At 64.2% G+C, this 24754-nt stretch carries 24 protein-coding genes and 1 tRNA gene; 15 read left to right on the top strand and 10 right to left on the bottom strand.

The annotated features are described in order from the left end of the window. The first annotated feature begins 30 nt into the window (after positions 1-30). Together MUB52_RS12700 and MUB52_RS12695 are read left to right on the top strand one after the other, a co-directional pair. The gene (locus MUB52_RS12700; protein ID WP_263844600.1) at positions 31-807 is read left to right on the top strand and encodes an enoyl-CoA hydratase; all 777 of its coding nucleotides are present in this window, start codon (positions 31-33) and stop codon (positions 805-807) included. Then, the gene (locus tag MUB52_RS12695) at positions 804-2030 is read left to right on the top strand and encodes a CaiB/BaiF CoA transferase family protein (protein WP_263844599.1); all 1227 of its coding nucleotides are present in this window, start codon (positions 804-806) and stop codon (positions 2028-2030) included. The genes MUB52_RS12700 and MUB52_RS12695 overlap by 4 nt, the downstream gene beginning before the upstream one ends. Before the next feature lie 755 nt (positions 2031-2785). On the opposite strand, the gene MUB52_RS12690 is transcribed toward MUB52_RS12695, so the two are convergent. Beyond that, positions 2786-2860 (bottom strand) — tRNA-Phe (locus MUB52_RS12690). A gap of 304 nt (positions 2861-3164) precedes the next feature. Between MUB52_RS12690 and MUB52_RS12685 the strand changes: the two genes are divergently transcribed. From MUB52_RS12685 to MUB52_RS12670, 4 genes are read left to right on the top strand one after another with little or no spacing between them, the layout of a single operon-like run. Beyond that, positions 3165-4592: a circularly permuted type 2 ATP-grasp protein gene (locus MUB52_RS12685; RefSeq protein ID WP_263844598.1), complete on the top strand. Its 1428-nt coding sequence runs from the start codon at positions 3165-3167 to the stop codon at positions 4590-4592. Position 4593: 1 nt separating this feature from the next. Next, entirely contained in the window at positions 4594-5535 is a 942-nt protein-coding gene (locus MUB52_RS12680) for an alpha-E domain-containing protein (RefSeq protein ID WP_263844597.1), read from the top strand. A gap of 10 nt (positions 5536-5545) precedes the next feature. Beyond that, positions 5546-6343 carry a transglutaminase family protein gene (locus MUB52_RS12675; protein WP_263844596.1) on the top strand — a complete coding sequence of 266 codons (798 nt, stop codon included), beginning with the start codon at positions 5546-5548 and terminating at the stop codon, positions 6341-6343. 35 nt (positions 6344-6378) lie between these two features. Beyond that, the gene (locus tag MUB52_RS12670) at positions 6379-7110 is read left to right on the top strand and encodes a peptidase (protein ID WP_263844595.1); all 732 of its coding nucleotides are present in this window, start codon (positions 6379-6381) and stop codon (positions 7108-7110) included. Between the two features lie 40 nt (positions 7111-7150). Here the strand turns inward: MUB52_RS12670 and MUB52_RS12665 are convergent, their stop codons facing one another. From MUB52_RS12665 to MUB52_RS12645, 5 genes are all read right to left on the bottom strand, one after another. Next, positions 7151-7351 (bottom strand): DNA gyrase inhibitor YacG, encoded by a 201-nt coding sequence (locus MUB52_RS12665; RefSeq protein ID WP_263844594.1) that lies wholly within the window; start codon positions 7349-7351, stop codon positions 7151-7153. Then, the gene (locus MUB52_RS12660) at positions 7348-8370 is read right to left on the bottom strand and encodes a ribonuclease E/G (protein ID WP_263844593.1); all 1023 of its coding nucleotides are present in this window, start codon (positions 8368-8370) and stop codon (positions 7348-7350) included. Before MUB52_RS12660 ends, MUB52_RS12665 begins: the two co-directional genes overlap by 4 nt. Next, positions 8367-8942, bottom strand: a complete 576-nt coding sequence (locus tag MUB52_RS12655; protein WP_263844592.1) for a Maf family protein — start codon at positions 8940-8942, stop codon at positions 8367-8369. The genes MUB52_RS12660 and MUB52_RS12655 overlap by 4 nt, the downstream gene beginning before the upstream one ends. A gap of 4 nt (positions 8943-8946) precedes the next feature. Further along, positions 8947-9165, bottom strand: coding sequence for a translation initiation factor IF-1 (gene infA / locus MUB52_RS12650; RefSeq protein WP_005978431.1), 219 nt, complete (start codon positions 9163-9165; stop codon positions 8947-8949). 78 nt (positions 9166-9243) lie between these two features. Then, positions 9244-10119, bottom strand: coding sequence for a carbon-nitrogen hydrolase family protein (locus tag MUB52_RS12645; protein ID WP_263844591.1), 876 nt, complete (start codon positions 10117-10119; stop codon positions 9244-9246). Positions 10120-10291: 172 nt separating this feature from the next. On the opposite strand from MUB52_RS12645, the gene MUB52_RS12640 reads away from it, so the two are divergent. Continuing rightward, on the top strand, positions 10292-11248 hold the full coding sequence (locus tag MUB52_RS12640) for a LysR family transcriptional regulator (RefSeq protein WP_263844635.1): 957 nt from the start codon (positions 10292-10294) through the stop codon (positions 11246-11248). A gap of 67 nt (positions 11249-11315) precedes the next feature. After that, entirely contained in the window at positions 11316-12008 is a 693-nt protein-coding gene (locus MUB52_RS12635; protein ID WP_263844590.1) for an NAD-dependent deacylase, read from the top strand. Positions 12009-12063: 55 nt separating this feature from the next. Here MUB52_RS12635 and rpmB read toward each other — a convergent pair whose 3' ends face one another. Both rpmB and meaB read right to left on the bottom strand, forming a co-directional pair. Beyond that, positions 12064-12363, bottom strand: a complete 300-nt coding sequence (rpmB, locus tag MUB52_RS12630; RefSeq protein WP_263844589.1) for a 50S ribosomal protein L28 — start codon at positions 12361-12363, stop codon at positions 12064-12066. A 137-nt stretch (positions 12364-12500) separates the two neighbouring features. After that, positions 12501-13490 carry a methylmalonyl Co-A mutase-associated GTPase MeaB gene (meaB, locus tag MUB52_RS12625; protein WP_263844588.1) on the bottom strand — a complete coding sequence of 330 codons (990 nt, stop codon included), beginning with the start codon at positions 13488-13490 and terminating at the stop codon, positions 12501-12503. Positions 13491-13585: 95 nt separating this feature from the next. Between meaB and hrpB the strand changes: the two genes are divergently transcribed. The 3 genes from hrpB to MUB52_RS12610 all read left to right on the top strand — a co-directional run bounded on the left by hrpB (position 13586) and on the right by MUB52_RS12610 (position 17207). Beyond that, on the top strand, positions 13586-16024 hold the full coding sequence (gene hrpB / locus MUB52_RS12620) for an ATP-dependent helicase HrpB (RefSeq protein WP_263844634.1): 2439 nt from the start codon (positions 13586-13588) through the stop codon (positions 16022-16024). 3 nt (positions 16025-16027) lie between these two features. Beyond that, positions 16028-16576 carry a sugar O-acetyltransferase gene (locus MUB52_RS12615; RefSeq protein WP_263844587.1) on the top strand — a complete coding sequence of 183 codons (549 nt, stop codon included), beginning with the start codon at positions 16028-16030 and terminating at the stop codon, positions 16574-16576. Positions 16577-16748: 172 nt separating this feature from the next. Then, positions 16749-17207 (top strand): NUDIX hydrolase, encoded by a 459-nt coding sequence (locus tag MUB52_RS12610; protein ID WP_263844586.1) that lies wholly within the window; start codon positions 16749-16751, stop codon positions 17205-17207. A 6-nt stretch (positions 17208-17213) separates the two neighbouring features. On the opposite strand, the gene argF is transcribed toward MUB52_RS12610, so the two are convergent. Together argF and MUB52_RS12600 are read right to left on the bottom strand one after the other, a co-directional pair. Further along, positions 17214-18140, bottom strand: a complete 927-nt coding sequence (gene argF, locus MUB52_RS12605; RefSeq protein WP_263844585.1) for an ornithine carbamoyltransferase — start codon at positions 18138-18140, stop codon at positions 17214-17216. A 29-nt stretch (positions 18141-18169) separates the two neighbouring features. Beyond that, the gene (locus MUB52_RS12600; protein ID WP_263844584.1) at positions 18170-19345 is read right to left on the bottom strand and encodes an aspartate aminotransferase family protein; all 1176 of its coding nucleotides are present in this window, start codon (positions 19343-19345) and stop codon (positions 18170-18172) included. Positions 19346-19722: 377 nt separating this feature from the next. Here MUB52_RS12600 and MUB52_RS12595 point away from each other — a divergent pair, with 377 nt between their 5' ends. The 4 genes from MUB52_RS12595 to MUB52_RS12580 all read left to right on the top strand — a co-directional run bounded on the left by MUB52_RS12595 (position 19723) and on the right by MUB52_RS12580 (position 24728). After that, positions 19723-20289, top strand: a complete 567-nt coding sequence (locus tag MUB52_RS12595) for a GcrA family cell cycle regulator (protein ID WP_263844583.1) — start codon at positions 19723-19725, stop codon at positions 20287-20289. Positions 20290-20385: 96 nt separating this feature from the next. Next, positions 20386-22011, top strand: coding sequence for a thiamine pyrophosphate-binding protein (locus MUB52_RS12590; protein ID WP_263844582.1), 1626 nt, complete (start codon positions 20386-20388; stop codon positions 22009-22011). Beyond that, on the top strand, positions 21998-23203 hold the full coding sequence (locus MUB52_RS12585) for a CaiB/BaiF CoA transferase family protein (RefSeq protein WP_263844581.1): 1206 nt from the start codon (positions 21998-22000) through the stop codon (positions 23201-23203). The genes MUB52_RS12590 and MUB52_RS12585 overlap by 14 nt, the downstream gene beginning before the upstream one ends. 175 nt (positions 23204-23378) lie before the next feature. Then, the gene (locus MUB52_RS12580; protein ID WP_263844580.1) at positions 23379-24728 is read left to right on the top strand and encodes a tetratricopeptide repeat protein; all 1350 of its coding nucleotides are present in this window, start codon (positions 23379-23381) and stop codon (positions 24726-24728) included. Positions 24729-24754 lie beyond the last annotated feature (26 nt).

The following is a 24754-nucleotide window of genomic DNA, read 5'->3' as shown; positions in this document are numbered from 1 at the left end:
TCGTCCCAAGGAACTGGAGCAAATCGCGACATGACATCGGAAATCACGTCTCAGGTCACGGACCAAACGCTTTGGATCAGGTTCAACCGGCCTGATGCCCGCAATGCGCTGACCTTTTCGATGTACAAAGAGCTGGCGAGGCTCTGCGAGAACGTCCCCACGGATGGATCGGTCCGCGCGGTCGTGATGGCCGGTGCGGGCGGAAAGGCGTTTGCGGCAGGCACCGACATGACCCAGTTCCGGGCTTTCGAAACCGAACAGGACGCATTGGATTATGAAGACGAGATCTCCCGCGTTCTTTCGGCTGTGGACCGATGCCCGCTTCCGACGATTGCGGCCGTGCACGGTGCCTGCACGGGGGGCGGAGCCTCCATCGCCGCGGCCTGCGATATCCGCATCGCAAGCGCGCGGCTGAAGTTCGGATTTCCCATTGCCCGCACGCTCGGCAACTGCCTGAACGCGGGAAACCTCGCCCGTCTCAGCGAATTGCTCGGCGCGGGCCGTGTGCGCGAACTGATTTTCACGGCCCGTCTCATGGGCGCAGATGAGGCTGCTGCTGCGGGACTTGTGTCCGAGGTCTTGCCCGACGAGGACGGCCTGATGCGACGGGCTACGGCGTTGGCCAAGCACATGGGAGAGATGGCGCCGCTGACACTTCGCGCCACAAAGGAAGCGATGCGCCGCAATCGCGAGGCGATAGCCGTCGAAGACAGCGACCTGATCACGATGTGCTACATGAGCAACGACTTCAAACACGGCCTTGAGGCGTTTCTGGCGAAGGAAAAACCGGATTGGAGCGGAACATGACCTCCAAAGGCCCCCTCACCGGGATGAAGGTGATCGAGCTTGCGCATATCATGGCAGGCCCTGCCTGCGGCATGATGCTGGCCGATATGGGCGCGGATGTCATCAAGGTGGAAAAGCCCGACGGGGACGACAGCCGCCGCTTCCTGCCGCCGGACATCCATGGCGAGAGTGCCGCATTCATGATGATGAACCGCAACAAGCGCGGCATTTCCCTGAACCTCAAAGACCCAGCCGCCATAGAGGTCTTGCGCACGCTGCTCAACGACGTGGATGTCGTCATCGAAAACTACCGGCACGACACGATGGCACGCCTTGGGCTGGGCTATGAGACGCTGCGCAAGAGCAACCCGAAGCTGGTCTATTGCGCGATTTCGGGATTTGGCCGCACCGGTCCCTATACCGAAAAAGGGGGGTTTGACCTGATCGCGCAGGGAATGTCGGGGCTGATGTCGATCACCGGCGAGGGGCCGGGCCGCCCGCCGGTCAAACCCGGCGCGCCGATTGCAGATATCACGGCCGGGTTCCTTGCCGCCCTCGGTTGCGTCGCGGCCTACAGCCACGCACGGAAAACCGGTGAGGGCCAAATGGTGGACACATCACTTTTCGAAGCGGGCATATCTCTGACTTATTGGCAGTCCGCGATTGCCTTTGCCACCGGGCAGGCCCCCGGCGCGCTCGGGTCGGCGCATCCGCTGAATGCCCCCTATCAATCCTTTCGTACGCGGAATGGCTGGATCAACATCGGGGCCGCCAACCAGCGCAATTGGCTGCGACTTCTCGAGGTGATCGGCGTTCCCGAACTCGACGACGACCCCCGGTTCGGCACAAATCAGGATCGGATGACCAATCTTGCGGAACTCGTTCCGATCCTTGAAAGCCACCTCGAACAGCGCAACACCGAAGAGTGGATCACTCGGATGGAGAAGGCGGGTCTGCCAGCCGGTCCCGTCATGGACATCTGCGAAATGCACCGAGATCCGCAGGCCATCGCGCGCGACATGATCGTTGAAACCACTCATCCGCTGGCGGGTCAGGTCAAGGCGATTGGGCTGCCGATCAAATTCAGTGATACCCCCGGCGGTGTCGTGATCCCGGCTCCGACACTTGGGCAGCACGGACGCGAGATCCTATCCGAGCACAGCTACGGGCAAGAGCAGATAGACGACCTGCAAGCCCGAGGCGCATTGATCGTTGAGAGGGGCCAGTGCTCTCGGCCTGCCTGAATATGAAGTCAAACCAAGCACGATTTCTTGACCCTTCGGCTTTGGTCGAGTGATCAAGAAGAAACCAACTCGGTCACCGGGCAAAAAGTAGCCCAATCCACGCCAGAACCTGTCCAGTTATTGGAAAGTGGCCCACCCAGCTCTCTCGCCATATTGTCGATCCCGACTGAAGTTTCGATGTAGGTGCGCCGTGAATTTTGGCCGTTTCAATGGTCGCGCCTCAGCTTCGCCAAGCCGAACCATGTCGATAATGTGAGTTTCAGCGCTGTCTTGGCAATGCGATATTCAAACGCCGACAAACGGTTCCTCCAGAACGAGGATGGCCATAGCTAAGTAAAGAGACCGACCTCTCCTCGCACTCTTACAATCCGATTGACCGCATCAGCCAACGGACGACCGTTCGGTCAAGAGTCGTCTGGACGCGGTATGTCGCACCATCCGACTTGCTGGCTTCGAGGAGGAGTGTTGCGCGCATGGCGAACCCTTTCTCTTCGCGTACGGGTGCCATTGGTTTGGAAGTCACCGCCCGTCAGGCCAGTTGCCGATGTTTTGCTGAACGGGGCGCTAAGGAACCGGCAAGCCACTTCCCCCCAACTCTCAAGATAGGAGCGGCTTGTATCGGACGCAAGGGAAACCACAATATTTAGTGCTCCAAATGCCACTGGGACAAAACTTGAACCTGAGACAAAAACGAGACAACGGCCTTCTGGTCGTTTTGTCATTTTAAGAAAGTCGTTTATTTTAAGAGGCTTAGATGGTGCCCGGGGGCGGAATCGAACCACCGACACGAGGATTTTCAATCCACTGCTCTACCCCTGAGCTACCCGGGCACGGGACGCCTTTGCAGGCTGGGTGAGCGGTTTCTAGGTGTTTGCCGCAAAGGTGTCCAGAGGCTTTTTGACGATTCAGAGAGGCGCCCGTTAACACCAGCGCGCAGACAGTCGGCGGCACCGCGCGGGACGTCGGAGACCCGCCCGGCTTTGCCACGCCGCGCCATTTTGCAAGGGAGGGAAGGGTGCGGCACACCCGACCTAACCCGCTGAAAAAAGGGGCGGTTTCGACGAAATCGAGACGCTGACGCCGTCAAGCCAACCAATTGGTTGTGCGGCGATAGCTGTTCGGTATCATGACCGAATGACAAAAGGCCCGACGACTTACGACGAGATGATCCGATCTGACGGATCGATCAGCCCCCCCTACGAACGATACGATACGTGGTTCAAGTCCCAGGATCCCGGGCGCCTGGCCTCGAAGTCTCAGGAGGCCGAAGCCTTCTTTCGCCGCACCGGCATCACCTTCAACGTCTACGGTGACGCCGAGGCGCAGGAGCGACTGATCCCCTTCGACCTCGTCCCTCGCATCCTGTCACACCGGGAATGGACCCGCCTGTCCAAGGGTATCGAGCAACGCGTGCGCGCGATCAACGCCTTCATCTGGGACATCTACAACCGTCAGGAAATCCTCCGGGCCGGCCGTATCCCGAAAGAGCTGATCGCGCAGAACGATGCCTTCCTGCCGCAGATGATCGGTTTCACCCCACCCGGCAAGGTCTATACCCACATCGTCGGCACGGACATCGTGCGCACCGGTGAGGGGGATTTCTTCGTGCTGGAGGACAATGCCCGCACGCCGTCCGGTGTCTCCTACATGCTGGAGAACCGCGAGACGATGCTGCAGATGTTCCCCGAACTCTTCGCGCAGATCCGCGTCCAGCCGGTCAGCGACTATCCGAAGAACCTGCGCCACTCACTTGCAGCCTGTGCACCGGCGGCCTGTACCGGCAAGCCGCGCGTCGCCGTCCTGACACCGGGCATCCATAACTCGGCGTACTTCGAGCATTCCTTCCTCGCAGACCAGATGGGGGCCGAGCTTGTCGAAGGGCATGATCTGCGCGTCGTCGACGGCCGCATCGCCATGCGGACCACGCAAGGATACCATGTCGTCGACGTGCTCTACCGACGGATCGATGACGATTTCCTCGATCCGCTGAGCTTCAACCCCGAAAGCATGTTGGGCGTGCCGGGCATCATGGATATCTACCGCGCAGGCGGGATCACCATCGCCAATGCGCCCGGCGCCGGTATCGCCGATGACAAGGCGATCTACTCCTACATGCCTGAAATCGTGGAGTTCTATACTGGCGAGAAGGCGTTGCTGAAGAACGTCGAAACCTACCGCTGCGCTGAACCGGAGGCGCTGAAATACGTGCTCGACAATCTTTCCGAGCTCGTGGTGAAGGAGGTGCATGGCTCCGGCGGCTACGGAATGCTGGTCGGTCCGGCGGCGAGCAAGAAGGAGATTGCGGCCTTCCGCAAGAAGCTGGAGGCGCGGCCCGCGAACTACATCGCTCAGCCCACGCTGTCGTTGTCCACCGTGCCGATCTTCGTCGATCAGGGGCTGGCGCCGCGACACGTGGATCTGCGGCCCTTCGTGCTCGTCTCACCGCAGGGGGTGAACATCACGCCCGGCGGGCTCACTCGGGTGGCGCTCACCGAAGGCTCGCTGGTCGTGAACTCCAGCCAGGGTGGCGGAACCAAAGACACCTGGGTGCTGGAGGACTGACATGCTGGGAAAAACCGCAGGTGGCCTCTACTGGATGTTCCGGTTTCTCGAGCGCAGCGAAAACACCGCACGCCTGCTGGAGGCCGGCTTCCGCATGGCGCTCACCCGTTCCTCGGATGCCGAGTCCGAATGGCAATCGGTGGTTACGACCTCCGGTGCGGCCATGGGATATCAGGCCAAATACGACAGCTACAGCGACACGCTGGTGATGGACTGGCTGTTGCGCGACCCAGACAACCCCTCGAGCGTAATCTCGGTCACGAAATCCGCGCGCGACAATGCGCGGCTGGTTCGGACGGCACTGACGACCGAGGTATGGGAAGCGGTCAATGACAACTGGATGACCCTGCGTGATCTGCTGAAAGAACCTGTCACCACGGTCGATCTGCCAAGCGTGCTGGCGACGATCCGAAAGCAGAGCGCGCTGGTGCGCGGTGCGCTCTATGGCACGATGCTGCGCAATGACATCTATGATTTCGCCCGCATCGGCACCTTCATCGAGCGGGCGGACAACACCGCGCGGATCATCGACGTGAAATATTATACACTGTTGCCGTCGGCCTCTGCGGTGGGATCCTCGCTCGACAACGTGCAGTGGGAAATGATCCTGCGCTCGGTCTCGGCGCATCGCTGTTTCCGCTGGCTCGACGAAAAGGACATGACCGCGACGGCGATTGCCGAATTTCTGATCTTCGACAAGCGCCTGCCGCGCTCACTCGCCTTCTGCGTCAAGCAGACCACTGAGAACCTGCGGTATCTCGAACAAGAGTACGAGCAGCGCCACCCCTGCCACGATCTGGCCGACAGGCTGAAACGCTGGGTGCGCGAATCGGACATCAACACCGTCTTCGATCTTGGCCTGCACGAGGTGGTGACCGAGTTCATCCGCGACAACAACGCCCTCGGGTCGCAGATCGAACAGGACTACCGGTTCATGGCCTAGGAGGCGTCAGGTGCAGCTCACGATCAACCACACGACCCGCTACCACTATGACGCGCCGGTGGACTATGCCCTGCAGCAGGTCCGGCTGAGCCCGCCGAATACCGCTCAACAGCAGGTGCTGACATGGGAGATCACGGTCGAGGGTGGCAGGATCGAGACCAAGTACCGCGACCACAACGGCGGACAGGTCCATTTGGTTAGTGTGGACCGCGGTGCGACAGAAGTGGCGATCACCGCAACCGGTGAGGTCGAGACAACAGACACGTCAGGCGTTCTTGGCAAGGTCTACGGACCCGCCCCCCTGTGGTACTTCCAGCAGCCCACCCCGCTCACCGAAGCCGGCCCAGGCATTATGGCGCTGGCCAAGCATCTGGTAGGGAGCAGCGATCAGCTGGCCGCCCTGCATGCGCTATCAAGTTCGATCCTGATGGCCGCGCCCTATCAGATCGGTGAGACCTATGCTGCGACAACCGCCGAAGAGGCGCTCATGGGCGGCAGCGGTGTCTGCCAGGATCACGCGCAGATTTTCGTGGCCGCTGCCCGGGCGGCGGGACTTCCTGCGCGCTACGTCTCGGGCTATCTACTGATGGATGATCGCATCGATCAGGACGCCAGCCACGCCTGGGCCGAGGCGCATCTGGACGGTCTCGGCTGGGTCGGGTTCGACGTCTCGAACGGCATCAGCCCTGACGAACGCTACGTGCGGCTGGCCCATGGCCGCGACTACCGCCGAGCGGCGCCGATTTCCGGTCTGCGGCTGGGCGCTGCGAAAGAATCGATGATTGTGTCGCTGCAGATACAGCAGTAAGCCTCTGCAGCAAGACAGATGATGGACTGGATATCATGACCTATTGCGTGGGCCTGCGGCTCGACCGCGGCCTAGTGTTCATGTCCGACACCCGCACCAACGCGGGTGTCGACAACTTCGCCAAGACGCGCAAGATGTTTCAATGGGGCGTGCCGGGCGAGCGACTGATCACGCTGATGACGGCAGGGAACCTCGCGACCACGCAGGCCCTCGTGAGCATGATCGAAGAGCGCGTGAAGGCCGTGGGCGAGCGGGATCCCTCGATCCTGCATGCGCCCTCGATGTTTCAGGTGGCGCGCATGGTGGGGCGGACGCTGAAAGAGGTCATCGCGCAGAGCGCACCCGTCGGTCCGGTCGGAGACGGTGCGTTTCAGGCAACGGTCATTCTGGGCGGCCAGATCCAGGGCAGCGCACCCACCATGTTTCTGGTCTATCCCGAGGGCAATTTCATCGAGGTGACCGAAGAGACACCGTTTTTCCAGATCGGTGAGACGAAGTACGGCCGCCCAATCCTGGTGCGGGCCTATGACCCTGCGATGCGGTTCGAAGATGCGGTGAAGCTTCTGCTGGTCTCATTCGATTCCACGGTCCGCTCGAACCTCTCGGTGGCCCCGCCTTTCGACCTGATGGTCTATGAGAACGACGGTTTTGTCCCGCTGCTGGAACGGCGGATCGAGGCGGATGACGCCGTCTATCAGAGCATCTCGACCGGCTGGGGGGATGCACTGCGCACCGCCTTCGACCAACTGCCGGACTTCACACTTTAGGGCGGCGGCGGCCTGAAAGCCCGCCGGAGCTGCCTGCCCATCAGTGCGGTTTGTCCTGCCTCTCTTGCGCCTGCGCGGCGGCGTCGAGTGCCTCTTCCAGGGCGTCGATATCTTCCGGATCGCTCGACGGGACTGCGTACCTGCCGTTGAACCAGCGCGCCAGATCGCGATCGGCGCAGCGCTTCGAGCAGAAGGGGCGCATCTCGGGCAGGGTCTCGTCTCCACAGATCGGGCAGTTCATGTCAGGACCTCGGCGAGCGGTGGGCGCGCGCGTTTGCGCTGCAACTCAAAATGGCCCAGCGGCGTCCAGCCGACAAGGGCCGTTTCGATGTCATCGGCCCGGAAGGCCTGGCGCAGGGCGGTTTCGAAGGCACGCCGGTCTTTCTTGGGCATCGGCGCGAGGTCGATCACGATCTGCCCACCCAGGCCCCGCAGCCGCAGCGCGCGCGGCAGAGCCTTAGCGCAGGCCAGGTTGGCCTTGAGGCCCGCCGCAAGCGAGGTGTCGTGGCCTGTGTTTACATCCACCGCGACCAGCGCGCGCGTGGGCTCGATGTAGAGAGACCCACCGCCCTCAAGCAGCACCTCGGCGCGGCGGGCCCGGTCGATGACATCGAGGATGCCGTGGCTTTCGAAACCGCCCGGGTCGATCACGATCTCGGCAGGCGCGACCCATTCCCGCCACGCCAGAATGTGCGGCCCGTCGCCCTCGAGCAGTTCCTCGCAGTCCCGCCCCGCATCACCCAGAATTTGCGTCGCGAGAGTGGTCATCTGGGTGATGTCGCCGGTGATGTCGTCAGCTTCGGCCTCGGCGCACGACGACCGCAGGATCAGCCCGAGTGTCTCCTCCGAAACGATGTCATGCGCCATCTCCAGCAGCTGATCCCGCCGCGTCTCGTCCTTGATGGCCCGGCTGATGTTCAGCCCCGGCGCGCCGGGGGTCACGATGGCATAGCGGCTTTTGAAGAGCAGCTTCTGCGTGACCGGCAGCGCCTTGCCCGGCTCGGCGTAGCCCGTGACCTGCACCAGCAAGGGCTGACCGGGCGCAAGGCCCTTCACCTGCCGCAGGAAGGCCGGACCAGCCGGCGTTCTGAGGAACATGCCGCCCTGCCCCTTCACCGGCCGGTCAGCAATCGCCCGATACACCGTGCCCGGGCGCGGGGCGTCCGCTTCGATCAGCAGGTCTTCCAACTGTCCATCGACCATGAGCGCCGCCGCCTCACGGTCTCCGATCTGATCGAGAACGACTGTGCGCCCCTTCATGAGGCGTGCTGCCACATCGGCAGACCTGCCGCGGAGAGGAGGTTCGCCGTCTCGGCCAGCGGCAATCCCACGATGCCGGTGAAGGAGCCGCTGATCCAGGGGATCAGGCGGCCGGCCGGGCCTTGAATGCCGTAGGCACCCGCCTTGCCCTGCCAGTCGCCGGTGGCGAGATAGCCGCGCAGCTCTTCGTCAGACAGGCGTTTCATGCGAACGGTGCTCACGACATCAGCCTCCCAGACCCGCCCGCCACGGCGGACAGCCACCGCCGTGATGACACGGTGCCGGCGCCCTGAAAGCAGCTTTAGAAAGTTCTCCGCTTCTATCGTGTCCGCTGGCTTGCCGAGGATCCGGCGCCCCAAGGCGACGGTGGTGTCGGCACAAAGCACGATGTCGTCCGATCCTGCCTGTACCGCACCGACCTTCTCGCGCGTGATCCGCTGGCAATACGCGCGCGGCAACTCACCCTTCAAAGGGTCTTCGTCGATGTCCGGTGGGCGGATCGCGTCGGGCACAACGCCGATTTGCGCCAGCAATTCCTTGCGGCGCGGACTTCCAGACCCCAGAATAAACAAAGGCTTACTTGAAGCGGTAGTTGATCCGACCCTTGGTCAGATCGTAAGGCGTCATCTCGACTTGAACCTTGTCGCCTGCCAGAACGCGGATGCGATTCTTGCGCATCTTTCCTGCCGTATGTGCGATGATCTCATGGCCATTCTCAAGCTCGACCCGAAACGTCGCATTCGGCAGGAGTTCCTTCACGACACCGGGAAATTCGAGCGTATCTTCCTTGGCCATGGTTTCTCCTTCATTGCACGCCCACCCAACTGTGGACGCCGCTTAAATGCGCGCATTTCGGTGGTTTTTCAAGGGGAATTAACGCATTTGCAGGATTGGCGGGGACCCATCGCGCCCGATCTGCTCCGGCCAATGGGCGCGCCCGAGCACCACCCCATCGGCCCGCGCATGCGCGATCGCCGCCAGATCGACCTCTGCGTAGGTCCAGCCCGGCGCATTCAGTGTCCCCTCGGCAAGAACGCCTGTGGCGGGAAAGCCGGTATCGGGCGGCCCGAAGACGCCGCCAGTGCCCGTGCTCACATCCACCGCCTCCGACCAAGATGCCTCCCCGACCAGAGAGGCCATGACGGCCACACATTGGTTCTCCAGCGCCCGGGCCATCGCTCCGATCCGCACGCGCCAGTAGCCCGAAAGCGCCTCGGTGCAAGATGGCACGAGGATGAGGTCACAGTCCGACAGGGAGCGGCCAAGCAGGGGAAATTCGCTGTCATAGCAGATCAGAACGCCAATCTTGCCGAGGTTGGTCTCGAATACCTGCAAGGGCCCGCCGCCAATCACCCGCCAGACATCCCGCTCGAACCGGGTCATGATCTGCTTGTCCTGGGCGCCGCTCTGCCCGCCCGGCGCGAAGAGGCGCGCGCGGTTGACTGGCCGGGTGTCAGTGGCCGCCGGACCGGAGGCAGCGAGAATGTGCAGACCGTATTGCTGTGCGAGATGGCTGTGCAGCGCATCCGCATCCGCCAGCCGCTCCGATACGGCGAAGAGCGACGCCTCCAGATCCGCAGCCACTTCCAAACCCGCAAGCGTGGCAAGCTCCATCGCGCCATATTCCGGGAAGACCGCAAGATCGGCCCCCTGCCCTGCGGCCTCGGCGACCCAGGCGCTGATCTTGTCTTCATACTGGGCCCAGGAGGTCAGAGCATCGAGCGAATAGGCGGCGGTCGCGACTTTCATTGGCGGGGTCCCTCAATCTGCGCCACCACCGTCGCGGATTTGAACCTCTACTGCAAGCCGGCCTGCGTATTCTGATTTTTGACATTTGTCAGAGGCCAGGTCCCATATTTCTTGACCTTCACGCAAAACATCATCAAGAAATTGAAAACCTATCAGAAGGTGCGCACCCATGATGAAAGGCATCACCCTGCGCGGGCTCGAGGTCTTCGAAGCCTTGGCCAGCACCGGGTCGGTCGCACAGGCTGCGGCCAGAACCGGTCTCAGTCAACCGGCAGTGAGCCAGCAGCTGCGCAACCTTGAGACCGCCATCGGGGTCGAACTGGTCGACCACAGGCGCCGGCCCATGCGGCTCACACCTGCAGGCACGCTGTTTCTGCACCGCGCTGAGGCGGCGCTGACCGAATTGCGACTGGCCCGTAGCGAAATCACCGTGATGGACCTCGCCCACCTCAAGGCGCTCAGCATCGGCATCATCGACGATTTCGACGACAGTGTGACCCCGCGCCTTGCCACCATCCTTGCGGAGAGCCTGACCGGCTGCAAGTTCAAGATGATCACCGCCTCAAGCAACGATCTGGCCGCTGCCATGGCCGAAAAACGACTGCATCTGGCGATCTCGGCCAGCACCGGCCGCCCGATTGACGGCGTGGTCGAGCATGCGCTGGCGCGCGATCCGTTTATGCGCGTCGCGCCGCGCGGTGCCGGGCGCAGTGAAACCGAACTGCCGGATCCCGGCGGGCTGCCGTTTCTGCGCTATGACAACGACCAACTCATCCGCCAGCAGATCGAAGCGCATCTGGCCTCGGAGCTTGGCGCGCACCCCGAGCGTTTCGAGATTGGCAGCCACCTGGCGCTCATGGCGATGGTGGCCCGCGGGATCGGCTGGACGATCACGACGCCGCTCGGCTTCATGCGGGCGCACCGCTTTCACACCCAGATCGAGGCCTTCCCGTTGCCGGGGCCGCCCTTTGCCCGGCAGATCTCGCTCTTTGCCAGCGAGGACTGGGCCGATGACGTCCCGCTCAACATCGCCCAGACCATGCGCCGTCTGATCCAAACCCATATGATCGACCCCGCGCTTTCAGACCTGCCGTTCCTGTCGGGCGAACTTGAGATCCTGCCCCCTTGAGGGGCAAAGATTTTGACAGCCTGCGACGCGCGGGTCATCACTGTGCCGAGCAGCGGGGAGTATAGACATGCGGAAAATCGTGATCCTGACAGGCGCTGGCATCTCGGCCGAAAGCGGGCTTGGGACATTCCGGGCCGAAGGCGGGCTCTGGGCGCAGCACCGCATCGAGGATGTGGCCACGCCCGAAGGCTTCGCGCGCGATCCGAAACTGGTGATGGAGTTCTACAACGCCCGCCGCGCGCAAGCGGCCGAAGCTGCGCCCAATGAGGGGCACCGCGCGCTCGCCCGGCTCGAACAGGACTTTGACGGCGAGGTTGTGGTCGTCACGCAGAATGTTGACGATCTGCACGAGAAGGCGGGCAGCCGGAAGGTGATGCACATGCACGGCGCGCTGAAATCGGCACTCTGTGCCACCTGCGATCACCGTTGGCCCGCGCCTCTGGTGATGGCACCCGGTGATGCCTGCCCCGCCTGCGAGCGGCCAACCGCGCGGCCCGACATCGTGTGGTTCGGCGAAATGCCCTATGATATGGACGAAATCTTCGAGCATCTGGCAGGCGCGGATCTCTTCGCGAGCATCGGCACCTCGGGCAACGTCTACCCTGCGGCGGGGTTCGTTGCGGAAGCCCGGCGATCGGGCGCGCGGACCGTGGAGTTCAACATCGAACCCTCGCTGGTCGGCAGCCAGTTCGACGATATCCGCATCGGTTCCGCCAGCCAGACCCTACCGCGCTGGGTCGAGGAGCTTCTGGCCCGCTGACAAAAAACCCTGCCCAGGTCCGGGCAGGGTGCGACATTTCAGCGATGTGACAGACTTAGCTCAGCGCTTCCGCCGTGTCGGAGGCTTTCGCAATCGCCTTCTTCACCTTCAGCGCATTTGGCGACAGATCGCTATCCTTGGCTTTGGCCAGGAACTTGTCGAGCCCACCGCGATGATCCACGGTGCGCAGAGCAGCTGCCGAGATCCGGAACTTGAACGCGCGGCCAAGGGCTTCGGACTGCAAAGAGACGTCGTTCAGGTTCGGCAGAAAGCGCCGGCGTGTCTTGTTGTTGGCGTGGCTGACATTGTTGCCAGTCATCGGGCCTTTTCCGGTCAATTCGCAAACGCGCGACATGGGTCTATCCTCTAGCTAAGGTCGCCCCGGCGCTCCGTAAGACGACAAAAGGGAGCAGCCATCGGCTACGCCCCGGAAATTCGTTCGCAGGCTTTAGTGGGAATCGCCCGCCCGGTCAACCCAGCGGAGCGGGGAAATCAGGGTTTTGAGGCGCTGTGCCGAGGCAGGCTGGCGAGAAACTCCGCCGCTGCCGCTGTGGGCGCTTTGTCGCCCTGCGCAACGGCGGCGCCCAACTCGGCCAGGGCGGCCCGCGCCGCCGGGGTTTGCAGCTGTGACAGGAGCGTGGTCTTCACCTCCTCCTCGAACCAGTATCGCGCTTGCTCCGCGCGGGTCTTGTCCCAGAAACCCTGCGCGGTGCGCCAGTCGCGCAGATGCAGAAGATCCTGCCAAACGGCTTCAATTCCGGTGTTTTCCGCCGCCGAGACCATCATCGCCTTGGGGAAGCCGTCCGGATCCTGCGGCCGCTTGCGCAAGAGGCGTAGCGCGCCCGCGTAGTCCCCGCAGGTCCTTGTGGCGGCCGCTTTCAGGTCGCCATCGGCCTTGTTGATCAGGATGACATCGGCGATCTCCATGATACCGCGTTTCACGCCTTGCAGCTCATCTCCCCCGGCGGGCGCCAGAAGAAGCAGGAAGATATCGGCCATCTGCGCCACCACGGTCTCGGACTGCCCGACGCCAACCGTTTCGATCAGGACCACATCGAACCCGGCCCCCTCGCAGAGCGCCACCACCTCGCGCGACCGCCGCGCGACACCGCCTAGGTGGGTCTGGCTGGGCGACGGGCGGATGAAGGCGCCCTCCGCCCGCGACAGCCGGTCCATCCGGGTCTTGTCGCCAAGGATCGAGCCGCCCGAACGGGTCGAGGACGGGTCAACCGCCAGCACCGCGACCTTGAGGCCCTGCTCAACCAGCATCATGCCGAAGCTCTCGATGAAAGTGGACTTGCCCACACCCGGCGTCCCCGAAAGCCCGATGCGCAGCGCCTGCCGGTCTTTCGGCAGCGCCTCGAGGAGTGCGGCCGCTTGTGCCTTGTGATCGGCGCGGGCACTTTCGACCAGCGTGATCGCCCGCGCCAGGGCCCGACGTTCTCCCGCTGCCACGCGCTTTGCCAGATCGCCGATTTCCATTGCAGCCTGTCCCTCGTTGTTCCGCAGGTTTTCCGGCAGGCGTGGGGAAATGTCCAGTGCTTGGCGGCACCCTACGCATTCGCTACACCGGGCGCATGTCGGTCGCTCTGCCCATTGACGATATCCTCGCCGAAGTCACGGCGAGCCTGCGCCAAATGCCGCGCCTTGTGTTGCAGGCCCCGCCCGGCGCGGGCAAGACGACCCGCGTGCCCCTGGCGATCCTGGAGGCCGGGCTGACCGACGGCAGGATCCTGATGCTGGAGCCCCGTCGCCTTGCCGCCCGGGCCGCCGCTGAGCGTATGGCGGAAACTCTGGGCGAGCGGGTTGGACGCACCGTCGGCTACCGCATTCGCGGACAGGCCAAGGTTTCCGATGCGACCCGTATCGAGGTGGTGACCGAAGGCATCCTGACCCGGATGATCCAGTCCCAACCCGACCTGCCGGGCGTCGGCGTTGTGATTTTCGACGAGTTCCACGAGCGCTCGCTCAACGCGGATCTGGGGCTGGCGCTCTGCCTCGATGTGGCGGACGCGCTGCGCGAAGATCTGATCCTCGTGGCGATGTCCGCGACGCTCGATGCGGCGCCCATCGCAAAGTTGATGCAGGCCCCTGTTCTCACCTCGGACGGCCGCGCCTTCGAGGTCACCCCGCATTGGCTGCCAAAACCCCGGCCCAAGACCCAGCGGCTGGAGCACGCGGTCGCCGATCTGATCATGACAGCGCTCTCCGAGGCGGACGGCAGCGCGCTCGTCTTCCTGCCCGGCGAGGGTGAGATCCGCCGCACCGAAGCCGTCCTCCGCGCGCAGATTGGACCGGGCATCAGCCTGCGCCCGCTGTTTGGTGCCATGCCCTTCAAGGATCAACGCGCAGCCATTGCGCCGGTGGAGACGGGCCGCAAAGTGGTGCTTGCCACCTCCATCGCGGAAACCTCGCTGACCATCGAAGACATCCGCATCGTTGTCGACGCGGGGCTCTCGCGGAGGGCCGAATTCGACCCGGCCTCCGGAATGTCGCGGCTGATCACCACCCGCGTCACCCGCGCCGAGGCGACCCAGCGAATGGGCCGCGCGGGGCGCGTGGCGCCCGGGCACTGCTACAAGCTCTGGACCCGCGGCGAGGAGGGCGCGCTGCTGTCGCATCCGCCCGCCGAGATCGAGGCGGGGGATCTGACCGGTCTCGCGCTGGAGCTCGCCGCTTGGGGCAGCGCACCCGAGCAGATGCCCTTCGTGACACCCCCGCACGCCGGCCGCTACGACGAAGCCCGAACAGTGCTCGAGATGATTGGCGCGCTGGATGCTCAGGGTCGGATTACGCCACATGGCAAGGCGATCTCGACCATGCCTCTGCATCCTCGCCTCGCCCATATGGTGGCAAAAGGTGGCGGTGATGCACCCCTTTTGGCTGCGATCTTATCCGAACGCGACTTTTTGAAGGATCACTCCACAGATCTGAGCCTGCGCGTCGCCGCGCTCAGATCGCCGCGGCGTTTTCAGGCTGAGCACGGGGCCGACCTGCATCGCGGGACCGTGGCGCGCATCCGCGAGGAGGCACGACGGCTCGCCAAGACATCGCATGGGACCGGGCCGGATGCCCCCGGGATCCTCGCCGCACTTGCCTATCCGGATCGCATTGGGATGCGCCGTCCCGGAGAGGCCCCGCGCTATCTGCTCTCCGGCGGCAAGGGCGCTGCGGTGCCTGCGGGCGATCCGCTTGCCCAGACGCCCTTCCTCGTGGCCACGGACCTCGACGGTGATCCGCGGGAGGCGCGCATTCGGCTGGCCGCGCCCCTGTCCGCTGCGGAGCTGCGCGCCACGTTCTCAGACCAGATCGAATGGCATGACAGCTGTCTGTGGTCCCGCAGGACCGGCCGCGTCGAGACCCGCACGCAAGAGCGGTTCGGCGCGCTGGTCCTCGACGACCGGGTCTGGCACGACGCACCGGCGCATGAGATCGCCCGGGCCATGCTCGACGGCGTGCGCCAGCTTGGCCTGCTGCCCGATGCGAAGGCGCAGCGCTTCCTCGCGCGCGCAGCCCTCATGCGGCGGAGCGATCCCGACTGGCCCGATTTCTCCGAGGCGCATCTGATGGAGACGCTTGAGGATTGGCTGCTGCCGCATCTGACCGGCGTGAAGACCACCGCCGACTGGAAAGCCTTCGACCTCATGCCCGCGCTGCAGGCCCGGCTCAGCTGGGATCAGCAGCAGGCGCTTGACCGGGCCGTCCCGGCGCAGTTCGTCACCCCGCTGGGCCGCAAGGTGCCCATCACCTACGAGGAGGGTCAGCCGCGCATATCCGTTCGGCTGCAAGAGCTCTTCGGCGTCACAGACCACCCGAAGGTGGCGGGCGCCCCGGTGCAGCTCACCCTGCTCTCGCCTGCGCAACGCCCGCTTCAGGTCACGGAGGACCTGCCCGGGTTCTGGTCGAGCTCCTACGCGGATGTGCGCAAGGACATGCGCGGCCGCTATCCGCGTCACCCCTGGCCCGAAGACCCGACGCAGGCCGACCCGACCCTGCGCGCCAAACCGAGGACATGACACATGCCCCCAAGTTCCTATGAGCAGATGATCAGCGGCGACTGGTACGATGCGCTCACGCCCGAGCTCGACGATCTGCGCATGGCCGCGCGTAAGGCGGTCTTCGCCCACAACAGCTGCCCGCCCGAGCGGCGCGGCGGCATGGTGCCGGAGCTTGCAGCACTTTTCATGTCGGTTGGCGAGGATTGCCTGATCGAGACGCCGTTCCACACCGCCTACGGCTGCAACACGGTGCTCGGCGACGGCGTCTTTCTGAATGCCGGCGTCGCCATTCTGGACAGTGCGCGCGTGACTATCGGATCCCGCAGCATGCTTGGCCCCAATGTCCAGATCTACTGCGCCGATCATCACCGCGACATCGCAAAACGGCGCGCCGGGATCGAGCGCGCCCTGCCCGTCACGCTGGGAGACGACGTCTGGATCGGCGGCGGCGCCATCCTGATGCCGGGCGTCAGCATCGGTGCGGGGGCCATTGTCGGGGCCGGTGCCGTGGTCACCAAGGATGTGCCTCCGATGGGCCGCGTTGTCGGAAATCCGGCCCGCCCGATCTGACCGGGAAGCCGAATATCGGCCCTCTGTGATCTTGTTTACAGAAAATTCGAACTTTCCCGCTAGGGTGGAGCCGGATCGGTCGCAGATCTTATCCACATCCGCAGAGATTTGATATCTCTAAGGAAATCGGTATAGTGATCAAAAATACGGCAAAATGCCAATGGCAGGTATGATGATTGGGTACGTTAAATCTCATTTCGAAGGCGCCTTTCGCCTGATCTTTCCGCAGGCGCGGGCTCGTCAGGTTGCCGCCTTGTGCTATCGCAAGACGCGCGCGGGAAAGCGGGTGCTCCTGATCACAAGCCGCGGCACCGGGCGCTGGATCGTGCCGAAAGGCTGGCCGATGGACGGGCTGGAGAATTCCGAAGCCGCCCTGCAAGAAGCCTGGGAGGAAGCGGGCGTCAAATCCGCCGAGGTGGAGCCGCAACCCGTCGGACACTACCGGTACAACAAGTACCATGCCCGCGGCGGCAAGACACCGGTCGAGACCGAGGTCTACGCCGCCGAAGTGGAAGCGCTCGCCAACAGCTATCCCGAGGGCCATCAGCGCAGGCGCGAATGGTTCTCTCCCGCCGAAGCGGCGGAGAAGGTGCGTGAGCCTGAACTCAAGGCGATCTTGCGCGACTTCTGAGACCGCTCAGACCTCCAGACACCACCGCATGATCGCCTTCTGCGCGTGCAGCCGGTTCTCGGCCTCGTCAAAGATCACCGAATGGGGCCCGTCCATCACGTCGGAGGTTGCCTCCTCATCGCGATGCGCGGGCAGGCAATGCATGAAGAGCGCATCGGGCTTGGCCTTCGACATCAGCGCCGCGTTCACCTGATAGGGCCGCAACTGATTGTGCCGACGCTCGCGCGCCGATTGCGCATCATGCATAGACACCCAGGTGTCGGCGACCACCAGGTCCGCACCGTCGACGGCCTTGTCCGGGTCCCGTTCGATCACGATGTTCGAGCCTTTCGCCCGCGCCAGGTCAATGAACTCCTGTTCCGGGTCCAGAGTGGGGGGGCCGGTGAATGTCAGATCAAACCCGAACTGGCCAGCCGCGTGCAGGAAGGAGGCGCAGACGTTGTTGCCATCGCCCGACCAGACCACTTTCTTGCCCTTGATCGGCCCGCGATGCTCTTCGAAGGTCATCACATCAGCCATGATCTGGCAGGGGTGCGTCCGGTCGGTCAGCCCGTTGATCACCGGCACGGTGGCGAATTCCGCCATTTCGGTCAGCACCGCCTCATCGAAGGTGCGGATCATGATCAGATCCACGTAGCGGCTCAGCACGCGGGCGGTATCGGCGATGGTCTCGCCGTGTCCCAGCTGCATGTCGGATCCCGAGAGCACCATGGTCTGCCCGCCCATCTGCCGCACGCCCACATCGAAGGACACGCGCGTCCGGGTCGAAGGCTTCTCGAAGATCAGCGCGACCATGCGGTCCTTCAGCGGCTGGTCGTCGTCGAGCGCCCCGCGCGGGCGACCCTGACGGGCCGTCTTCATCTCCGCAGCGTGGTCAATGATCTTCCGCAGATCCTTGGTATCGGTCAGATGTATATCTAGAAAGTGATTCATGGCTCTGGTGTCCGGGGTCTCAAACTGGGTCAGGCCGCCGAGAGTGCACGGGCGGCGGCATCCAGCCGCTCGACGGCTTCCGCCATCTCGGGCTCTTCGATGGTCAGGGGCGGCAGCAGGCGGATCACATTGTCCGCCGCAGGCACGGTCAGCACCTGCTGGTCATAGCCCGCCTGCACGACATCGGCATTCGCGGCCTTGCACTTCAGTCCCAGCATCAGCCCCGAACCGCGCACGCTCTCAAAGATATCCGGATGTGCGGCCACGAGCCCCTCGAGCTTCTGCCGCAGGAAGCCTGCCTTGCGGTTCACAGCGGCGAGAAAGTCCGGCTCCGCCACATGATCCAGCACCGCACAGCCCACCGCACAGCCCAGCGGGTTGCCGCCATAAGTCGAGCCATGGGTGCCCAGCGTCATGCCGCTGGCCGCCTCTTCGGTGGCCAATACCGCACCGATCGGGAAGCCTCCGCCGATGCCCTTGGCCACCATCATGATGTCGGGCGTGATCCCAGCCCACTCATGGGCGAAGAGCTTGCCGGTCCGGCCGACGCCGCATTGCACCTCATCGAGGATCAAGAGCAGCCCATGCTCATCGCAGAGGTCGCGCAGCCCCTTGAGGCATTGATCCGGCACCGGGCGGATGCCGCCCTCGCCCTGCACCGGCTCGATCAGAATCGCCCCGGTGGTCTCGGTGATCGCCGCCGTCAGCACGTCATGGTCGCCGAAATCCAGATGCACGAACCCCGGCAGCAGCGGCCCGAACCCCTTGGTCATTTTCGCCGAGCCTGCAGCGGCAATCCCCGCAGACGAGCGCCCGTGGAATGAGCCGCTGAAGGTGAGGATGTCGGTCTTGCCGCGCTGGCCTTTCTCGTACCAGTATTTGCGCGCCATCTTCACCGCGAGCTCGCAGGCTTCGGTGCCGGAGTTCGTGAAGAAGACGGTATCGGCGAAGGTCAGCGCCGTCAGCTTGTCCGCCAGCTCCTGCTGTTTCGGGATCCGGTAGAGGTTCGAGGTGTGCCAGAGCGCACCCGCCTGCTCGGTCAGCGCAGCGACGAGCGCGGGGTGCGCGTGCCCAAGTGCATTCACCGCAATGCCGGCCGCAAGATCGAGGAAGCGTCGCCCGTCCGCCTCCACCAGCCAGGCGCCTTCACCTTTCACAAAGCTCAGGGGCGCACGTGCGTAGGTGGGAAGAAGGGTCGGGATCATCGGATCGTCCTCTTTCAAAGGTCCGCAGCAGGAGCACAAGAGGTGCAACAGCCGCTGAGACAGGTCAATGCTTTAATGGGTGGACTGGGACAGACGTGCGTGGCGCACAACAACGGGGCAGCGAAGATCGCTAGATCGCTGGGCGTCGTCGGATGATGATGTTTGGCGCGCTCGTCATGCCTCCGCAATACGCGAGCCTGCCGGAAATGCAATACCTGAATTCGCGCACACCGCAGGCTTGGGGAGACCCAGACAGCCTTTTCGCCAAAGCACGGCTCAGCGCTTGTAACTCCGCGCCCAGTGACTAAAATAGGGCTCTAGCGATACAGCAAGCGGCCCGCAGCCAGCAGGGCCGCTTTTGACTTGGGGAATGGACGATGTCCTGGACAGACGAACGCGTGGAACTGCTCAAGAAGATGTGGGGCGAAGGTCAATCCGCCAGCCAGATCGCCAAGGAACTGGGCGGTGTGACCCGGAACGCGGTGATCGGCAAGGTGCACCGGCTTGGCCTGTCGAACCGCGCGGCTGCGTCCGCCACCGCCAAGGCCGAACCCAAGGCGAAACCCGCGCCCAAGACAGAGGCCAAGCCGAAGCCTGCGCCCAAACCGGCCGAGCCCGCCAAGGCCGAGGCCGAGCCCGCAGCGCCCAGACCTCTGCCCGCGCGCAAGCAAATCATTCCGGCAGGACAGCCGCTGCCGCCGCAGCCGTCGGCCAATGAGATCAGCCCCGAAGCGCTCGCCAAAGTCTCGGAGATCGAGAAGAAGGCCAAGAAGATTACGCTGATGGAATTGACCGAGCGCACCTGCAAATGGCCCGTAGGCGACCCTGCCACCGAAGATTTCTGGTTCTGCGGCCTGCCGGTGCAACAGGGCAAACCCTATTGCGAGGCGCATGTGGGTGTGGCCTTCCAGCCAATGTCCTCGCGCCGGGACCGCCGCCGCTGAGACGGCGGTTTCTGAACCACGTCAAACGGAATGGTGAATTGCACGGCCGCCTGCATCGGTTATGACCAGACGGTGAACCGCAGCGGAGGGGTTTGAGTGGCCACATCATCATCGACAATCCGGGCCGCGGATGCGCTGGCGCGCCGCCTTTATCACGCAGGCTGCCGTTATGCCTTCGGGATGCCGGGCGGCGAGGTTCTGACGCTCGTCGATGCGCTGGAAGACGCGGGTATCCGGTTTGTGCTCGCCAAGCATGAGAATGCGGCGGCCTTCATGGCCGAAGGGACCTATCACCGCACGGGAGCGCCCGGCATCCTCGTCGCCACCGTCGGCCCCGGCGCGCTCAATGGTATCAATGCCGTCGCCAACGCGCATCAGGACCGGGTGCCGCTGATCGTGCTCGCAGGCTGTGTCGATGCGGATGAAGCACAGACCTACACCCACCAGGTGCTCGACCAGCAGGCCGTGTTCCGGCCCATAACAAAGGCCAGCTTCTCGCTGGTGCCCGGCGCGGCCCATGTCATCGCCGACAAGGCCGTGGGCATCGCCACCGAGGGTCGGCCTGGCCCCGTGCATATCGACGTGCCGATCAGCGTGGCTGACGCCGCCGTGCCTGCTGCTGCACCTCCACATCGGGCAAAGGCCGCGCCGACGGCCCCGTCAGGCCCCGATCTCGCAACAGCACGCCAGTGGCTCGCCGAAGCGCAGCGCCCTGTGATGGTCGTCGGGCTCGACGCGATGGTCGAAGAGGCAGGCCCCGCCCTGCAGAGCTTCGCCGAGACCTACAACGTCCCGGTGGTGACCACCTACAAGGCCAAGGGCCTGCTGCCCGAGGACCATACGCTCAGCCTCGGCGGTGCGGGCCTTTCCCCGCTCGCGGACACACACCTTCTGCCACTGCTGCAAGACGCCGACCTCATCCTCTGCCTCGGCTATGACCCGATCGAGATGCGCATCGGTTGGCGCGACATCTGGGACCCGACCCGCCAGCGCGTGATCGACATCACAGCCGAACCCAACCATCACTACATGCACCAGGCGAGCCTGAGTTTCATCGCCGATTGCGCCGCGAGCCTCGGGGCGCTGTCGGACGGCGTAACGCCCCGGAAAACCTGGGAAAACGGTAGGCTTCAGGCCACGAAAGATGCGCTGGCACAGGCCTTCCCCACGGCCGAAGACTGGGGGCCCGCGGCGATCATGGACACCTGTCGCAAGGTCCTGCCCCGAGATACGCTGGCAACCGTGGACAGCGGCGCACACCGCATCCTCCTTAGTCAGATGTGGGCGTGCTACGAGCCGCGCGGGCTCACGCAATCGACCGCGCTCTGCACCATGGGCTGCGCGATCCCGCTTGCGATGGGGACCAAGCTGGCCTCGCCCGAACGCCCCGTGGTCGGCTTCTGCGGCGACGCGGGCTTCCTGATGGTCGCAGGCGAGCTATCGACCGCCGCGGAGTTGGGGCTGACACCGATCATCGTCGTCTTCGTCGATGCCTCTCTCGCCTTGATCGAACTCAAGCAGCGCTCGCGCCAGATGAAGAACCGCGGCGTGGATTTCGCAAAGCACGACTTCGCTGCCATCGGGAAAGCCTTCGGCGGTGCGGGTCACACGGTGACCAGCCGCGCCGAGCTGGAGGCGGCGCTCAAGAGCGCGCTGACCGCCGACACCTTCACCGTCATCGCCGCCGTGATCGACAGGGGAGCCTACGATGGCCGCATCTGACACGCCGATGGCGCTTGGCGGCCTCGTGGTCCTTGACCTCAGCCGCATCCTCGCAGGCCCCACGGCCACGCAGATCCTCGGCGACTTCGGCGCCACGGTGGTCAAGGTGGAAAACCCAAAGACCAAGGGCGACGACACCCGCAGTTGGGGGCCAAACTACGCGCGAAACGAGGACGGTACGCCGACCGACCTCTCCGCCTACTTCATGGCCGCAAACCGCAACAAGCTGTCGATTTCGGTCGATCTCTCCACCGAAGAGGGTCAACGGACCGTGCGCAGCCTTGCAGCGCGCGCCGATGTGGTGATCGAGAACTACAAGCCCGGCGGGCTTGAGAAATATGGGCTGGACCACGCCACCCTGCTGGCCCGGCACCCGCAGCTCGTCTACTGCTCCATTTCCGGCTTCGGGCAGACCGGACCGAACCGCGACCAGCCCGGCTATGACCTCATGGCCCAGGGCTACGGCGGGATCATGTCGCTGACCGGCGACCCTGACGGCCCGCCCACCAAGGTTGGGGTGGGCATTGCCGATGTGATGTGCGGCATGTATGCGGCCATTGGCGTCCTCGCCGCCCTGCGCCACCGCGATGCGACAGGTGAAGGCCAGCACATCGATCTGGCGCTGGTGGATGCGCAGATGGCTTGGCTCATCAACGAGGGCACAAATTACCTCACCTCCGGCAAACTGCCGGAGCGGCGCGGCAACGCGCACCCTAATATCGTGCCCTATGACGCCTTCCCCTGTGCGGACGGGCACCTGCTGCTCGCTGTCGGCAATGACGCGCAATTCGCGCGGTTCTGCGATGCCTTCGGGATGCCGGAGGTCGCGGCCGATCCCGCCTACACCACCAACCTCGCCCGCATCGAGAACCGCGTGGCGCTGACCGAGATCATCACACAGACGCTCAAGGACACGCCCCGCGCGCAGGTGCTGGCCCGCTGCCACGCCGTGAAAGTCCCCGCGGGGCCGATCCATACGGTGGCGGAGGCGCTGACCTCCGATCAGGCGCGGGCCCGCGGGACCGTGGTCGATATCCCCGCCGAAGGCACCGACAAAGGTGCCGTGCAACTCCTTGCAAACCCGCTCAAGTTGTCCCGCACACCCGTCCAGTACCGCTATGCGCCACCACGCTTCGGACAGGACACTGCCGCAGTGCTGCGCGATTTGGAAAACGCGCCCAAGGAAGACTGAAACAAATCGCCCATATCGGCTTGTTTTCGCCGGTATTCAGGGCGTCAATCCTGAAACAGGGGCAGAATCCCAACACAGGGGTTCACGTTGACGTGTTTACGTGGAACAGAACCTTCGTCCCGGTCAATATTGAAGTAAAGACTTGCCCGGGTACGAAAAAAAAGGCGCACACTCAATGACGTTCGATATCTGTAACTGTCCCGTTTCCCTGACCGATAGGGAGGCGCTGGATGACTGGAACAGCATGATCCGCGCCTTTCTCGCCCATGGCGCCACGACGCCGACCCATCTGGGCGCTGTGTTGGGCCGCCAGCCGCACTTCGCCATGGGACACGCCGCCCGCGGGCTGTTCTGCCTGATGCTGGGCCGCGCCGAGATGGTCGAGACCGCGCGCGAGGCCGCAAGCGCCGCGCGGCGCGCCAAATCCGAGACGCCCTGCAGCTTCCGCGAGGAGGCCTGGACCCGCGCGCTCGATCACTGGCTGGACGGCCACCCCTCGAAAGCGGTTGCCGCGATGGAAGGCGTTCTGAGCCGCCATCCTGAGGACACGCTCTCGGCCAAGGTCAGCCACGCGATCCGCTTCATCCTGGGCGATGCGGCCGGCATGCGCCGCTCCATCGAACGAGTGCTCGACGCGCATGGGCCCGATCATCCGCTCCGCGGCTTTCTGCTGGGGTGTCATGCCTTCGCGCTGGAGGAAACAGGCGACTACGATGCGGCCGAGGCGGCAGGTCGCGCGGGGCTTGTGCTGGCGCCGGACGACTCCTGGGGTCTGCACGCGGTCACGCATGTCTATGACATGACCGCGCGCCCCGATCTCGGCATCGAGCTCATTGAGCAGAACACCAGCGCCTGGAGCCATTGCAACAACTTCCGCTACCACGTGTGGTGGCACAAGGCGCTCTTGCAAATGGACCGCGGCGAACTGGATGTGGCGATGGGGCTCTACGATGCGCAGATCCGTGCGGACAAGACGGATGACTATCGCGACATCTCCAATGCCACATCCCTGCTGACCAGGCTCGAGCTTGAGGGTGTCGACGTCGGCCCCCGGTGGGAAGAACTGGCGGATCTGGCTCAAAGCCGGACCGATGACGGCTGTGTGGTCTTTGCCGATCTGCACTATATGCTGGCGCTGACCGGTGCGAACCGCCCCGAGGCGCAAACCGCGATGACCGCGCGCTTTGCCCGCGACGCGGCGAAAACCGGCGAAATGCCCAGCCGCTACGCCGATCCGGGCGTGGCCGCTCTTGCCGGTCTGAATGCCTTTGCCGAAGGCCGCTATGATGCAGCCTTCGCCGATCTTGTCGCTGCGCGGCCCGCCATGCAGACCATCGGCGGAAGTCATGCGCAGCGCGACGTCTTCGAGCGGCTCACCATCGACGCCGGGCTGCGCGCCGGGCGCTACGAGCAGACCGAGGCGGTTCTGGCCGATCGTCTGGCCCGCCGCGCCGGAAACGCCGACCGGTTCACCACCACACGCCAGGCCCAGATCGAGGAAGCCCGGCGGATCCCCGCACAATGACTTCGGCGTCCAGATGACAATTTGCC

This window comes from Roseobacter sinensis, from assembly GCF_025755255.1.
Taxonomy (GTDB): domain Bacteria; phylum Pseudomonadota; class Alphaproteobacteria; order Rhodobacterales; family Rhodobacteraceae; genus Roseobacter; species Roseobacter sinensis.
Note: the sequence above shows the minus strand (reverse complement) of the source record. Positions and strands in the feature narration are given on the sequence as shown.

Coding starts and splice junctions, on each gene's coding strand:
- MUB52_RS12645 (WP_263844591.1), bottom strand. CDS start 10,119: ATGAAAGTCGCGACCGCCGCCTATTCGCTCGATGCTCTGACCTCCTGG.
- MUB52_RS12695 (WP_263844599.1), top strand. CDS start 804: ATGACCTCCAAAGGCCCCCTCACCGGGATGAAGGTGATCGAGCTTGCG.
- MUB52_RS12615 (WP_263844587.1), top strand. CDS start 16,028: ATGCCCCCAAGTTCCTATGAGCAGATGATCAGCGGCGACTGGTACGAT.
- meaB (WP_263844588.1), bottom strand. CDS start 13,490: ATGGAAATCGGCGATCTGGCAAAGCGCGTGGCAGCGGGAGAACGTCGG.
- MUB52_RS12580 (WP_263844580.1), top strand. CDS start 23,379: ATGACGTTCGATATCTGTAACTGTCCCGTTTCCCTGACCGATAGGGAG.
- MUB52_RS12640 (WP_263844635.1), top strand. CDS start 10,292: ATGAAAGGCATCACCCTGCGCGGGCTCGAGGTCTTCGAAGCCTTGGCC.
- MUB52_RS12585 (WP_263844581.1), top strand. CDS start 21,998: ATGGCCGCATCTGACACGCCGATGGCGCTTGGCGGCCTCGTGGTCCTT.
- hrpB (WP_263844634.1), top strand. CDS start 13,586: ATGTCGGTCGCTCTGCCCATTGACGATATCCTCGCCGAAGTCACGGCG.
- rpmB (WP_263844589.1), bottom strand. CDS start 12,363: ATGTCGCGCGTTTGCGAATTGACCGGAAAAGGCCCGATGACTGGCAAC.
- MUB52_RS12665 (WP_263844594.1), bottom strand. CDS start 7,351: ATGAACTGCCCGATCTGTGGAGACGAGACCCTGCCCGAGATGCGCCCC.
- MUB52_RS12610 (WP_263844586.1), top strand. CDS start 16,749: ATGATTGGGTACGTTAAATCTCATTTCGAAGGCGCCTTTCGCCTGATC.
- MUB52_RS12685 (WP_263844598.1), top strand. CDS start 3,165: ATGACAAAAGGCCCGACGACTTACGACGAGATGATCCGATCTGACGGA.
- MUB52_RS12595 (WP_263844583.1), top strand. CDS start 19,723: ATGTCCTGGACAGACGAACGCGTGGAACTGCTCAAGAAGATGTGGGGC.
- MUB52_RS12660 (WP_263844593.1), bottom strand. CDS start 8,370: ATGAAGGGGCGCACAGTCGTTCTCGATCAGATCGGAGACCGTGAGGCG.
- MUB52_RS12635 (WP_263844590.1), top strand. CDS start 11,316: ATGCGGAAAATCGTGATCCTGACAGGCGCTGGCATCTCGGCCGAAAGC.
- MUB52_RS12680 (WP_263844597.1), top strand. CDS start 4,594: ATGCTGGGAAAAACCGCAGGTGGCCTCTACTGGATGTTCCGGTTTCTC.
- infA (WP_005978431.1), bottom strand. CDS start 9,165: ATGGCCAAGGAAGATACGCTCGAATTTCCCGGTGTCGTGAAGGAACTC.
- MUB52_RS12600 (WP_263844584.1), bottom strand. CDS start 19,345: ATGATCCCGACCCTTCTTCCCACCTACGCACGTGCGCCCCTGAGCTTT.
- MUB52_RS12700 (WP_263844600.1), top strand. CDS start 31: ATGACATCGGAAATCACGTCTCAGGTCACGGACCAAACGCTTTGGATC.
- argF (WP_263844585.1), bottom strand. CDS start 18,140: ATGAATCACTTTCTAGATATACATCTGACCGATACCAAGGATCTGCGG.
- MUB52_RS12670 (WP_263844595.1), top strand. CDS start 6,379: ATGACCTATTGCGTGGGCCTGCGGCTCGACCGCGGCCTAGTGTTCATG.